14 protein-coding genes are annotated in these 12,704 nt (G+C 68.2%); 6 read left to right on the forward strand and 8 right to left on the reverse strand.

What is annotated here, in order from left to right:
• A partial coding sequence (locus ABSF49_RS15450) for an AAA family ATPase (RefSeq protein WP_424113543.1) occupies positions 1–1,884 on the forward strand: 1,884 nt, incomplete at its 5' end.
• A 6-nt stretch (positions 1,885–1,890) separates the two neighbouring features.
• Here the strand turns inward: ABSF49_RS15450 and ABSF49_RS15455 are convergent.
• Positions 1,891–2,538: a hypothetical protein gene (locus ABSF49_RS15455; protein WP_424113544.1), complete on the reverse strand. Its 648-nt coding sequence runs from the start codon at positions 2,536–2,538 to the stop codon at positions 1,891–1,893.
• On the opposite strand from ABSF49_RS15455, the gene ABSF49_RS15460 reads away from it, so the two are divergent.
• Both ABSF49_RS15460 and ABSF49_RS15465 read left to right on the forward strand, forming a co-directional pair.
• On the forward strand, positions 2,525–2,713 hold the full coding sequence (locus ABSF49_RS15460; protein ID WP_424113545.1) for a hypothetical protein: 189 nt from the start codon (positions 2,525–2,527) through the stop codon (positions 2,711–2,713). The genes ABSF49_RS15455 and ABSF49_RS15460 overlap by 14 nt on opposite strands.
• Positions 2,710–2,979 carry a DUF6460 domain-containing protein gene (locus ABSF49_RS15465; protein WP_424113546.1) on the forward strand — a complete coding sequence of 90 codons (270 nt, stop codon included), beginning with the start codon at positions 2,710–2,712 and terminating at the stop codon, positions 2,977–2,979. Before ABSF49_RS15460 ends, ABSF49_RS15465 begins: the two co-directional genes overlap by 4 nt.
• A 3-nt stretch (positions 2,980–2,982) precedes the next feature.
• Here ABSF49_RS15465 and ABSF49_RS15470 read toward each other — a convergent pair whose 3' ends face one another.
• The 4 genes from ABSF49_RS15470 to ABSF49_RS15485 are packed head-to-tail and all read right to left on the reverse strand — an operon-like array spanning position 2,983 to position 6,409.
• The gene (locus tag ABSF49_RS15470; protein WP_424113547.1) at positions 2,983–4,053 is read right to left on the reverse strand and encodes a quinone-dependent dihydroorotate dehydrogenase; all 1,071 of its coding nucleotides are present in this window, start codon (positions 4,051–4,053) and stop codon (positions 2,983–2,985) included.
• Positions 4,047–4,391 carry a DUF952 domain-containing protein gene (locus ABSF49_RS15475; RefSeq protein WP_424113548.1) on the reverse strand — a complete coding sequence of 115 codons (345 nt, stop codon included), beginning with the start codon at positions 4,389–4,391 and terminating at the stop codon, positions 4,047–4,049. Before ABSF49_RS15475 ends, ABSF49_RS15470 begins: the two co-directional genes overlap by 7 nt.
• 9 nt (positions 4,392–4,400) lie before the next feature.
• Entirely contained in the window at positions 4,401–5,900 is a 1,500-nt protein-coding gene (dnaA, locus tag ABSF49_RS15480; protein ID WP_424113549.1) for a chromosomal replication initiator protein DnaA, read from the reverse strand.
• A 59-nt stretch (positions 5,901–5,959) separates the two neighbouring features.
• Positions 5,960–6,409: a rhodanese-like domain-containing protein gene (locus ABSF49_RS15485; RefSeq protein WP_424113550.1), complete on the reverse strand. Its 450-nt coding sequence runs from the start codon at positions 6,407–6,409 to the stop codon at positions 5,960–5,962.
• A 607-nt stretch (positions 6,410–7,016) separates the two neighbouring features.
• On the opposite strand from ABSF49_RS15485, the gene tam reads away from it, so the two are divergent.
• Together tam and mepA are read left to right on the forward strand one after the other, a co-directional pair.
• A complete protein-coding gene (gene tam, locus ABSF49_RS15490; protein WP_424113556.1) occupies positions 7,017–7,787 on the forward strand; it encodes a trans-aconitate 2-methyltransferase in 771 nt (256 codons plus the stop codon).
• Positions 7,788–7,855: 68 nt separating this feature from the next.
• A complete protein-coding gene (gene mepA, locus ABSF49_RS15495; RefSeq protein WP_424113551.1) occupies positions 7,856–8,761 on the forward strand; it encodes a penicillin-insensitive murein endopeptidase in 906 nt (301 codons plus the stop codon).
• 4 nt (positions 8,762–8,765) lie between these two features.
• On the opposite strand, the gene ABSF49_RS15500 is transcribed toward mepA, so the two are convergent.
• Genes ABSF49_RS15500 through ABSF49_RS15510 form a run of 3 tightly spaced genes read right to left on the reverse strand, consistent with a single transcriptional unit; the run spans position 8,766 to position 10,195 of the window.
• On the reverse strand, positions 8,766–9,275 hold the full coding sequence (locus ABSF49_RS15500) for a YqhA family protein (protein ID WP_424113552.1): 510 nt from the start codon (positions 9,273–9,275) through the stop codon (positions 8,766–8,768).
• Positions 9,276–9,297: 22 nt separating this feature from the next.
• The gene (locus ABSF49_RS15505) at positions 9,298–9,747 is read right to left on the reverse strand and encodes a DUF6691 family protein (protein ID WP_424113553.1); all 450 of its coding nucleotides are present in this window, start codon (positions 9,745–9,747) and stop codon (positions 9,298–9,300) included.
• 16 nt (positions 9,748–9,763) lie between these two features.
• A complete protein-coding gene (locus tag ABSF49_RS15510) occupies positions 9,764–10,195 on the reverse strand; it encodes a YeeE/YedE family protein (protein WP_424113554.1) in 432 nt (143 codons plus the stop codon).
• Positions 10,196–10,382: 187 nt separating this feature from the next.
• On the opposite strand from ABSF49_RS15510, the gene ABSF49_RS15515 reads away from it, so the two are divergent.
• On the forward strand, positions 10,383–12,644 hold the full coding sequence (locus ABSF49_RS15515; protein ID WP_424113555.1) for an FAD-dependent oxidoreductase: 2,262 nt from the start codon (positions 10,383–10,385) through the stop codon (positions 12,642–12,644).
• Positions 12,645–12,704: the final 60 nt, after the last annotated feature.

Below are 12,704 nucleotides of genomic sequence, written 5' to 3' on the forward strand. Positions count from 1 at the left end.
GAATTCGAGGAGCGCCTCAAGGCGGTGCTCAACGAAGTGACCGCGGCCGAGGGCGGAATCATCCTGTTCATCGACGAGATGCACACGCTGGTCGGCGCCGGCAAGGCCGACGGCGCGATGGACGCCTCCAACCTGCTGAAACCGGCGCTGGCGCGCGGCGACCTCCATTGCATTGGCGCGACCACGCTCGACGAATATCGCAAGCACGTCGAGAAGGACGCCGCCTTGGCGCGACGCTTCCAGCCGGTGTTCGTCGCGCCGCCTACGGTCGAGGACACGATCTCGATTCTGCGCGGCCTGAAGGAGAAATACGAGGTTCACCACGGCGTCCATATCACCGACGCCGCGATCGTCGCCGCCGCCGTGCTGTCGAACCGCTACATCGCCGACCGGTTCCTGCCCGACAAGGCGATCGACCTGATCGACGAGGCGGCCTCGCGCCAGCGCATGCAGGTCGATTCCAAGCCGGAAGCGCTCGACGAGCTCGATCGCCGCATCATCCAGCTCAAGATCGAGCAGGAGGCGTTGAAGAAGGAGAGCGACTCCGCCTCGCGCGACCGGCTGGTCAAGCTCTCGAGCGAGCTCAACGAGCTGCAAGAGAAATCCGACGCGCTGACGACGCGCTGGCGGGCGGAGAAGGACAAGCTCGGCGCGGCGCAGAAGCTGAAAGAGGATCTGGAGAGCACGCGCAATGCGCTCGCCCAGGCGCAGCGCAAGGGCGACTATTCCGAGGCGGGACGGCTCGCCTATGGCGTGATCCCCGAACTGGAGAAGAAGCTCGCCGCCACCGAGGGCCAGAGCTCGGCGGCGCTGGTCGAAGAAGCGGTGACGCCCGACCACGTCGCGCAGGTCGTGTCGCGCTGGACCGGCGTGCCGGTCGACAAGATGCTCGAAGGCGAGCGCGACAAGCTGCTCAAGATGGAGATCGAGATCGCCAGGCGCGTCGTCGGCCAGAGCGAGGCGGTGACGGCGGTGTCGACGGCGGTCAGGCGCGCCCGCGCCGGCCTGCAGGACCCCAACCGGCCGATCGGCTCGTTCATGTTCTTAGGTCCCACCGGCGTCGGCAAGACCGAGCTGACCAAGGCGCTCGCCGCGTTCCTGTTCGACGACGAGACGGCGATGGTGCGCATCGACATGTCCGAATACATGGAGAAGCACTCGGTCTCGCGGCTGATCGGCGCCCCGCCCGGCTATGTCGGTTACGAAGAAGGCGGCGCGCTGACCGAGGCGGTCCGGCGGCGGCCCTATCAGGTGGTGCTGTTCGACGAGATCGAGAAGGCGCATCCGGACGTGTTCAACGTCCTGCTGCAAGTGCTCGACGACGGCCGGCTGACCGACGGCCAAGGCCGCACCGTCGACTTCCGCAACGTGCTGATCGTCATGACCTCGAACCTCGGATCCGACTACCTCGCCAATCTCGGCGAGAACGAGGACACGAAGACGGTCGAGCGCGAAGTGATGTCGGCGGTGCGCGGGCATTTCCGGCCCGAGTTCCTCAACCGCGTCGACGAGATCATCCTCTTCCATCGGCTCCGGCGCGAGGACATGGGCGCGATCGTCGACATCCAGTTCAAGCGGCTCGCCAAGCTGCTCGAGGACCGCAAGATCGTCGTCGAGCTCGACGCGAAGGCGCGCCATTGGCTCGCCGAGCGGGGCTACGACCCGGCCTATGGCGCGCGCCCGCTCAAGCGCGCGATCCAGAAGACGGTGCAGGACCCGCTGGCGCAGATGCTGCTCGCCGGCGAGATCAGCGACGGCGAGACGGTCAAGATCGGCGTGTCGCACGGAGCGCTGACCTTCAACGGCAAGCCGGCGGCCGGCTCGCCCGAGCAGACCGCCCCGGCCAAGCCGGCGACGGTGGTGAACTTCCCCAAGGGCGTGTGAACGCGCCTACGCCCGGCGCGGCGCTCCGCGAAGCGCCGGGCCCGTCCGTTCGGCCAGATATTGGCGAGCGGCGGCGGCTTCGCTGTGCGTCAGATAACCCAAGCGCAGCGTTCGCCGCCGCGGCGGGCGCCAGAAGACCACGCCGAAAGGCAGCAAGAGCGCGGCGAGCGCGATCGACCAGACGAGGCCCTCGGAGCGGGTGATCTCGGCGTCGCCGACGAAGGCCTCGTAGCCAAGCGTCATCGCCGTAAGATCGACCGCCCGCTCGTCGTGCTGCAGGCGATGGGCGATCGCCGACAACACCACGTGGGCAAGCTCGTGGGCGAAGCCGGCGACCACCCAAACGAACGATCGTTCAGTGAGGTCGGCCGCGCGCGCGTTCACAACCACGCGTGTGGCGTGAAACTCGGGGCTGCCGTAGGGCGGCATCGGAACCGGCATTTCGACCCACATCGGGCTGGACGCCGTGGAAAGGTCGACGATTCTGAGGCCGACGCGCAGTTCGAGACGCATCGACGTCTTGATCCAACCGAGCATCGCGCCATAGTCGCGGCGGTCGTACAGGCGTTTCAGAACGGTGGGATCGACCGGCGGCCTCGCCCCTCCCAGCGAATTCGAGAGTTCGTCGAGATAGTCGCAGATGAGCTGGCTCATTGCGCGCCCCGAGCCGGGATACTCCCGGACGCCGATGGGAGTCGGTATCACCGCGCTCGCGGCGAGTCATGCCGTCGACGACGCCGTGGCGTTGCGGCGGCGCGGCGTCTGGCGTTTCCGCGCGGTCGGCGTTATCAGGCAGGCGGGCGCGATCGGTCAGGAAGCGACGTCATGAACAACCTATCGGCATTTCTTGGCGGTTCGCCGGCGACGGTGGCGCTCAGACTCATCGTCGTGTCGTTCATCGTCGGCATCGTGCTCGTCACCTTCGGCTTCGATCCGTCAAACATCATCGACAGCTTCGTCAACCTGGTGCATCGCCTGATCGAATACGGCCTGACCGACTTCCGTGAGATCGGCCGCGTGCTGGCGACCGGGGCGCTCGTGGTGCTGCCGGTGTGGCTGGTGCTGCGGCTGCTCGGCGCCCGCCGCGCGCCCTGAGCCTCAGCCCTCGCCCGCCGCCCATTCGCGCGCGCGCGATCCGGTGAGCGCGGCGAGCGGCCCGCGGCGCTCGACGGCAAGCGCGAGGCCCTGGAGGATCTCGCCGATCAGCGCCGGGCCGCGGTAGACGAGGCCGGTGTAGACCTGCGCCAGCGTCGCGCCCGCCTCGATCTTGGCCAGCGCCGTCTCGGCGTCCTCGACGCCGCCGCTGCCGATCAGCGTCAGCGCGCCGCCTGAGCGCAGATAGGCGCGCGCCAGCATCCGGGTCGAGGATTCGAACAGCGGCCGCCCGGAGAGGCCGCCCGCTTCGCCGTGGTCGCGACCCTCGAGCGACGCCGGTCGCGCGACGGTCGTGTTGGCGACGATCAGCCCATCGACGCCGCGCCGCGCGCACACTTCGACGACGTCGTCGAGGCCGCGCAGATCGAGGTCTGGCGCGATCTTGACCAGCAGCGGCCGACGCTCCGCCGCTTGCGCGCGCGCCTCGGCGACGCGCGCTGCGAGTTCGTCGAACGCGGCGCGCTGCTGCAGGTCGCGCAGGCCCGGCGTGTTGGGCGAGGAGACGTTGAGAGCGAAATAGCTGGCGTAGGGCGCGAAGGTCTTCACTCCCGATGCGACGTCGGCGATGCGGTCGACGGCGTCGCGGTTGGGGCCGATGTTGACGCCGACGATTCCGCCCGCCGGTCGCGCCGCGAGCCGCATCCGCGCCGCGTCGTAGCCGTCATTGTTGAAGCCCATGCGATTGATCAGCGCGCCGTCGCGCGGCAGACGGAACAGCCGCGGCTGCGGATTGCCGCCTTGCGGGCGCGGCGTCAGCGTGCCGACCTCGACGAAGCCGAAGCCGAGCGCGATGAGCGCGCCGGCGACTTCGGCGTTCTTGTCGAAGCCCGCCGCCATGCCGATCGGATTGGGAAAATCGAGGCCGAAGGCGCTGACGGCGAGCCCCGGCGGCGAAGCGGTCTTCGGCAGCAAGGGCGCATATTTCAGCGCCGCGATCGTCGCGCGATGCGCGGTCTCGGGCGGCAGGCTGAGCAGCAGCGGCATGGCCAGCGCGCCGATCGCCTTTGTCAGCACGCGAGGTCTCCAAAGTCGTGGCGGCCGTCGATGTTGAGCGGCAGCGGCCGCGCCCAGGCGACCGCGGCGAGCGGCAGCGGGCCGTAGAGATGGGGAAAAAGCGCGCCGCCGCGCGACGGCTGCCAGCGCAAGGGCGGCCCCAGCGCGTCGACCTCGACCGCGACGAGCGTGAGATCGGCGCGGCCGGCGAACCATTTCGCCGCCGTCTCGGGCGCCTGGGCGGCGGTCGAGAAATGGATGTAGCCGTCGGTTCGATCGACCTCGCCGCCGAGGAAGACGCCCGCCGCCGCCGCGACGCGCCATTCCTCGGCGGCGACGATCTTGAAGATCAGCGCCACTGCGCGCCGCTAGTCCTGCAGCATCCGTTTCAACAGCTCGAGCTCTTCGCGCAAGGCCGTGTCGGTGGCGCTGAGGCCCTCGATCTTGCGCACGGCGTGCAGCACGGTCGTGTGATCGCGTCCGCCGAAGCGGCGGCCGATCTCCGGCAGCGAACGCAAGGTGAGCGCCTTGGAGAGATACATCGCCACCTGCCGCGGCTTCACCACCATCGCCGTGCGGCGCGCCGAGAGAATGTCGGAGCGGCTGACGCTGTAGTGACTGGCGACCAGCTTCTGGATGTCTTCGATCTTGACCCGCCGCGGCTCACGCGCGCGGACAAGATCGTGGATCGCCGCCTCCGCCGCCTCGACCGTCAGCGGCGAGCCGACGATCGAATGGGCGATCAGGCGATTGACCGCGCCTTCGAGATCGCGTCCGTTGGAGACGATCGCACGCGCGACATAGGCGACCACCGCCGGCGAGACGGAGAAGTTCGGATTCTGGACGCGCGCCGCGGCGATGCGCGCTTCGAGGATCTTGATGCGCAGCGGCTCGTCGAGCGCCGTCATCTCGACGCACAGGCCGCCGGCGAGCCGCGAACGCACGCGCTCGTCGAGCGCCTCCAGATCGGCCGGCGGGCGGTCGGCGGCGACCACGACCTGACGCCCGGAATCGAGCAGCGCGTTGAGCGCGTGGCCGAACTCGTTCTGGAACGCCTTGCCTTGCAGGAACTGCACGTCGTCGATGATCAGCAGAGCGATCGACCGCATCGCCTCCTTGAAGGCGATCGCGGTGTGCGACTGCAGCGCGGCGACGAAACCGTACATGAAACGCTCGGCGGTCAGATAGATGACGCTGCGCCCCTGCGCCGTCGCGGCGTGCGCGGTCGCCTGGAGAAGATGGGTCTTGCCGAGGCCGACCGCCGAATGGACGTAGAGCGGACTGAAGGCGGGCGCCTGCCCGGCGCGGTCTTCGACCACGCGCTGCGCGGCGGAATAGGCGAGCTGATTGGAGCGGCCGACCAGGAACGAAGCGAACGTCAGCCGGCGATCGAGCGGCGAACTGGCGAGCGGCTCGCCGTAAGCGGCGGCCTCTTCACGCAAGGCGCCGCCGCGCGGCGTCGAGGCCGGCGCGATGCGCGCCGCCGTCGGGCGCGCAGGATCGATCGCCTTGGGCTGGTTGGGAGGAATCGGCGCGGCAGGCGGTGCGACCGAGGCGCCCATCGACGAGCGCAACCCGATCACGACCGACGCGACGCCGCCGATCTCGGCTTCGAGCGCGGCGAGAATGCGGTCGCTGTAATGGGCCTCGATCCAGCTCTTGAGGAAGCGCGTCGGCACCGAGAAAAGCGCGCGGCCGTCCTCGATCGAATCGAGCTTCAGCCGCCCGAACCACGACGTGAAGACGTTCTCGCCAAGCTCGGCGCGCAGGCGGCGGCAGCAGCGTCGCCAGCTCTCGTCGGTATCGCGCGAGGATGGAATGATGCGAGCGGCGGCCGCAGCCGCGCTCAGTTCGGCGCTCTCGTTCATCGGAGTCTCGTGGGAAGATCGTTCGATTGGGAAAGGGTGAAGAGGCTCGTGTGGACCATCTAAGTTTGGGTCCACGGCAAGCCCCCCGCTCGCCAGCCGCCGAGCCCGCCGCGTCTGTGGGTCGCAGCGTCCAGGCCTCCTTCGAATCCTTCGCTGACGTTGTAGCAACGCCGCCACCCGGCCGAAGCGAGCGCCCGCGCGGCGGCGAGCGAGCGAACGCCGGAGCGACAGAGAAACAGCACCGGCGTCTCCTGATCGGCGCCGCGCGCGGTCAATTCCGCAATCACTCGTTGGGCGAAGTCGGCGGCTGGCCGCATCCCCGGATAGCTCGCCCACTCGACGAAGATCGGCGTTCTGCCGAGGTCGCCCAGGTCGGGAACCCCCACCCAGGTCCATTCGGCCGGGGTGCGCACGTCGACCAGCTCCGCTTTTTCGTCTTCCTTCAACAGCGTATAGGCGTCGGCGACCGACAATTCCCCTGCGTAATCCGCAGGTCGTTGAAACGACATGGCCTCTCCTCCCACAGCCCGCACTGTGGTGTGTCATTCCCAGTCTATGTCTCGAAGTTCCGCAGAGACGCAAGAGCACTTCGGTAAACGTCAACGCCAACTGACCGACGTCAACATTCCGACTAAATAGATAACCTATTCTATTTAACGCCCCCCAGCGTCATACTTGGGCGAACCCTTGCGATCTTCAATTTGATCGCTTATTCCTTGACCAAGGTCGCATTTATTCTTGGACGGCCGACTATCGCATGGGGCATGGCGCAGGGCAACCCGTTTGTCGGCGACAAACCGACGCCCCCGCGCCCGGCGTCACGACCCCGTGCGCCGGATCGTCTGGGCTGGCGGACAAATGGTTGATAAGCGGACAGACTTCACGCCGTTACGCGCGCCGGAACGCGCCGCGCGCGCGCGGCGGAACCGCCACAGTGTTGGAACAATTCCGCCATACCTTTGCCGCCGCGCGCCACGCTTAGCGATTAACGTTTTGGTAGGGCTCAGGTTTTCATGTGCGGCAGATTTCCCTACCGACAGTCGATGAAATGTTGCAAATTTGTCTCATGACGGAAAAATGCACGTGCGGAAACCCGCTTCGTCGATCCCCGAACCGATAACGGACTGGCGCGCCGACGCCTATCGCCGGTTCGAGGCCGAACGAACCCGCCCGGCTGCCGATCTCCTCGCCCGCGTTCCGCCGGACGCGCGCCGAAGCATCGTCGACCTCGGTTGCGGGCCGGGCAATTCTACCGCCCTGCTCGCCGAACGCCATCCAAAAGCGGCGATCGTCGGCCTCGATTCCTCCCCTAACATGCTTGCGGCGGCGCGGGCGCGCCTGCCGCGCGCGGATTTTCGCCAGGGCGACATCGCCGAGTGGAGCGACCCGTCGGCCGAGCTGGTTTTCGCCAACGCGGCGCTGCAATGGGTCCCCGACCACATCGGCGTGATGCGTCGGCTGGCCGCTGAACTGCCGGCGCGCGGCTGTCTCGCCGTGCAGATGCCCGACAACGAGGACGAGCCCAGCCACGCGCTGATGCGCGAGATCGCCGCGACGGCGCGCTTCCGCGACAAGCTCGCCGACGCGGCGGCGGCGCGCGAGCGCATCGGCGGCTTCGCCGAATACGACGACGCGCTGTCGGCGAGCTGCGAGGAGGTCGACGTCTGGCGCACGACCTACGTCCATCGCCTCGCCGGGCCGGACGCGATCGTCGCCTGGCTCGAGAGCACGGGACTCCGGCCGTTTCTCAATCCGCTCGACGCCGACGAGCGCGCCGACTTCCTCGCGCTCTACCGCGCCGCAATCGCCCGCGCCTATCCGTCGCACGCCGGCGGTGGCGCGCTGCTGCCGTTTCCGCGCCTCTTCATTGTCGCGACGCGACGCTGACGGGGATTGACGGCGCGGCGCGGCGCGGCGGAAACAGGAGCGCGGGCGGCGACGATCGGGAGTTTGCGATGCGGCGAATGGCGATCGCCTTGATCTGCGCGGCGGGTGCGCTCACCGGCGCTTCGGCGCAGGACAAGGGCGCGCTCGAACCCGCGCCGCTGCCCCCGCTCGCCAACCCCGACGATCCCAAGCTCCCCGCCAAGGAAGTGTTCGGCCGCGCGATGACCCCGGCCGAAGCGCAGGCGCGCTCGATCGGCTTCTATTCGCGCGGGTGCCTGGCCGGCGCGGTCGCGCTGCCGGTCGACGGCGACGCCTGGCAGGTGATGCGCCTTTCGCGCGACCGCGCCTGGGGCCACCCGGCGATGATCGCCTTCCTCGAGCGCTTCTCGCGCAAGGCGGCCCATGAAGGCGTCTGGCCGGGCATTCTGGTCGGCGACATTTCGCAGCCGCGCGGCGGGCCGATGTTGACCGGTCACGCTTCGCACCAGATCGGTCTCGACGCCGACGTATGGCTGACGCCGATGCCTGACCATCGCCTCGATCGCGCCGAGCGCGAAGAGATGTCCGCCGTCGACATGGTGCGGCCCGACGGCCTCGCGGTCGACCCCGCGCATTGGAGCGAGCGGCAGGCGGGGATCATCAAGGCCGCCGCCGAGGAGGCGGAGGTCGAGCGCATCTTCGTCAACCCGGCGATCAAGAAGGCCTTGTGCGAGACGCATAAGGGCGAAGCGTGGATGAACAAGGTGCGTCCCTATTGGGGCCACAACTATCATTTCCACATCCGCATCGTCTGTCCGGCCGGCGAGACGGCGTGCCAGCCGCAGGACCCGGTTCCGCCCGGCGACGGCTGCGACAAGTCGCTCGACTGGTGGTTCACCGACGAAGCGCTGCATCCAGCGCCGGGCAAGCCCAAGCCGCCGCTGACGCTGTCGCAACTGCCGCCGGAATGCCGTCAGGTGGTGCTGCAGAAATAGCGCCTCACGCCTCGCCGGCGCGCTTGTCGCCGCCGATGCGTTCGGCGAGCGCGAGCAACAACGCGGTGACGACGAAGGCGATGTGGACGCCGGTCTGCCAAGCGAGATCGCGATCGGAGACGCTGCCGACGTTCATGTAGCCCTCGAGCAGCTTGATCGCGGTGATGGCGACGATCGAGGCCATCAGCTTCAGCTTGAGTTCGCCGAAGTCGATGTGGGCGATCCAGAACGGCCAGTCCTTGTGCGCGTCGGTGTCGACCGGCGCGATGAAACTGACGTAGCCGGACAGGATCACGATGACGACCAGCGACCCCGACAGCGTCAGGTCGACGACGCCGAGCGCGCTGAGCAGCACCTGGTCCTCGCTGAGGGCGAGGAAATGCGTCGTCAGGTCGTAGACATGGACGCCGACCTTGGCGAGCAGCGCCAGCAGCGCGACGACCAGCGCGAGATAGAACGGCGCCAGCAGCCAGCGCGAGGCGAACAGCAGCTTCTCGAACCAATGCCTGGTCACGCGCGAGCCCTCCCAAGGAGGCTCACGCATCTTGCGACAGAAGCCTGAGACCGGGCAAGCGCCGACTGGCGGCGGCGCGGTGGATCAGCATGCCCGCCGCCATCGCGGCGACGAAGACCGCCGCGCCGGGGCTGAAGAAGCCGAGGTCGACGACGCCCGGCGCCGGGCAGACGCCGCCGAGGCCCCAGCCGATGCCGAAGACGGCCGAGCCGACGACGAGCGGCGCGTCGATCGTGCGCGCCGTCGGCAGATCGATCGCGCCGCCGACCCAGGCGGCGGAGCGCCGGCGCGCGAGCAGGAACGCCGGCAAGGCGACGACGATGGCGCCGCCCATGACGAAGGCGAGCGAAGGGTCCCAATTCCCGGCGAGATCGAGGAAGCCGATCACCTTGGCCGGCTGGTACATGCCCGAGAGGCAGAGGCCGAGGCCGAAGATCAGGCCGACGACGAGAGCAAAAGCGTTGCGCTTCATGACGGGTCTCCCGGTCTCAGCCGACGACGTGGCGGACGACGAAGACGGTGACGAACGCCGTCGCCATGAAGATGCCGGTCGCCACGAACGAGCGCGGCGACAGCCGCGCCAGACCGCAAACGCCGTGGCCGCTGGTGCAGCCGGAACCGAGCCGCGCGCCGAAGCCGACCAGCAGGCCGGAGGCGGCCAGCGCCAGCCACGGCGCAGCGAAAGCCGGCGGAGCGACGCCCCACAGGACGCGGGCGACAAGCGGCGACAGGATGAGGCCGACGAGCAGCGACCAGCGCCACGGCGCCTCGGAATCGTCGATTTCGAGCGCGCCGCCGACGATGCCCGCCGCGCCCAAGACGCGGCCGAGACCGAGGACCAGCAGCGCCGCCGCCAGACCGATCAGCGCCCCGCCGGCAAGCGCCGAAAACGGCGTGAAATGCGCCCAATCCATGCTCATTACAAACCCTCTCTGTCCATAAAATATATAGACATAATCACTACGTCGCAAGCTCCTGGCGTTCACCTGGCGTTCGCTTCCGCGGCGCCTTGGCGCTGAGCTCCATGCGTCGGATGGGAAAAGCCCTTGACACACGACAGTTTATCATCTAAACTGTCTAATGCTTAAACTTATGCGGAGAGGCGACATGGTTCCGGCTTGGGACGCGATCGTCATCGGATCGGGCATCGGCGGGCTGTCGGCCGCCGGACTGCTCGCCAAGGTCGCCGGGATGAAGGTCCTGGTGCTGGAGAAGCACTCGGAACGCGGCGGCCAGACCCACATGTTCCGACGCGACGGCGCGTCATGGGACGTCGGCCTGCATTACGTCGGCGAACTCGACAAGGGCTCGATCATCCGCACCGTCATCGACTTTCTCTCGGGCGGCGCGCTCGAATGGAACAAGATGACCGACGAATTCGAGCGTTTCCTCTATCCGGGTCTGCATTTCGCCGTGCCTTCCGACCCGGCGCGCTACTTGCAGCGCCTGGTCGCGCGCTTTCCCGACGAGGCGCCCGCGATCCGAAGCTATTTTAGGGACTTGCGCGCGGTCGCGTCGTGGCATGTCCTCGGCATCCAACAGCAGTTTTTGCCGCAGCCATTGGCGTTCCTGTTCGCGCAATGGCGCCGGCTCGGCGCGGCCAAGGCGACCCAGACGACCGCGGATTACTTGCGCCGCCATTTCCGCTCGCCGGAGCTCAGAGCCTTGCTCGCGTCGCAATGGGGCGACTATGGCCTGCCGCCAGGCGAAAGCGCGTTCGCGCTGCACGCCCTCGTGGTCGACAGCTATCTCAAAGGCGCATCGTTTCCTCAGGGCGGCGCCGGGCGCATCGCGCGCACGTTTGAAACGGGGATCGAAGCGAGCGGCGGCGCGATCAAGGTCAGCCACGAAGTCACCGCGATCCTCACCGAGGGCGGGCGCGCGGTCGGGGTAAGGGCCATCGATCGGCGCGGCGCCGAGCCGATCGAAGTCGTCTTTCGCGCGCCGATCGTCATTTCCGACGTCGGCGCGCGCCTCACCTATCGCAAGCTGCTGCCGACCGACGGCGAGATCGGCAGGCGGACCGCCAAGGCGCGCGCCTATGTCGACGCGTCGGAAGGCGGCCTGTCGATGGTCACGCTCTACCTTCGGCTCGCCGAGCCCGTCTCCACGCTCGGCGTCAAGGGCGAGAATTATTGGATCAACACGACGTTTGACCACGACGACCTCGACGCGGCGACCGCAGCGATCCTGGCGGGCGAGCCGCGACACGCCTATCTGTCGTTTCCTTCCGCGAAGTCGGGAGACGACCGGTTCCATACCGCAGAGGTCATCGCGTCTCTGCGCCCGGAGGCGTTCGCCGCCTGGCGAGGCTCGGCCACCGGACAGCGTGGGCGCGACTATGTCGAACTCAAGAACCGCGTCGCCGAAGGCCTGCTCAACCTCGCCGACAGCGCCGTGCCCGGCCTCAAGGCGCTGACGCGCTATCGTGAATTGTCGACGCCGCTGACGATGGAGGACTTCACCTCGCATCCCTCAGGCGTCTTCTACGGCCTTCCCGGAACGCCGGCGCGCTACCGTTCGGGCCAGCTTTCCGTGCGAACCCCGATCGCCGGCCTCTATCTCAGCGGCTCTGACGTCGCCTCGCTCGGCATTCCCGGCGCGACGATGGGCGGCTTTGCCGCCGCGAGCAAGGTCTTGGGCGCTTTCGGCTTCATGCGCATCATGGCGGCGGCGCAACGGGTCAACAAGCCGGCGCCGACGCCGACGCGCCCGGCGGAAAGAAAGCGCGCGACCCTCCTCGCCAAGACCGCGCTGACCCCGACGATCTGGCGTCTCGAGTTCGAGCTCGACGAGCCGATCCGCTTCGCGCCCGGCCAATATGTGAAGCTGCGCGTCGCGCCGTTCGAATGGCGCGACTATTCGATCGCCGCGGCCGCGGGCGCAACGCTCACCCTGCTGATCAGCAACCGCACGCATGGCGACGGCTCCAACTACGCCGATACGGTCGAGCCCGGGGCGGTGACCGAGGTCGAGGGGCCGCTGGGCGGCTATCATCTCGAGTGCAACGCGCATCGCAAAGTGTTTGTCGCGACCGGCACGGGTTTGGCGCCGTTCCTGCCGATGTTCGATGAAATGGCCGGGGTCGGCGAACTCGGGGCCGCCGAATTGTACTTCGGCTGCCGAACGACGGCGGAGGACATCACGCGCGCGCTCGCCCCGCTGCCGCCGCGCACGATCGTCTGCGCCAGCCGCGACGACGCGTCGAACACCGCGTTCCGCGGCCGCGTGACGGCGGCCGTCTCCAGCCTGGCCTTCGATCCGGCGTCGACCGATTTCTATGTTTGCGGCTCGGCCGCTATGGTGGCCGACTGCCGGGCGATTCTGCAACGCGCCGGCGCGCCCCGCGTCCTTACGGAAGCCTACTGAGGGAACGACGCCCGACCCGTGATGAAGAGTTCTTGGTTCACCGAGACTGAAGTCTTCTTG

The sequence above is a fragment of the Roseiarcus sp. genome, assembly GCF_049514155.1.
In the GTDB taxonomy this organism is placed as follows: Bacteria; Pseudomonadota; Alphaproteobacteria; order Rhizobiales; family Beijerinckiaceae; genus Roseiarcus.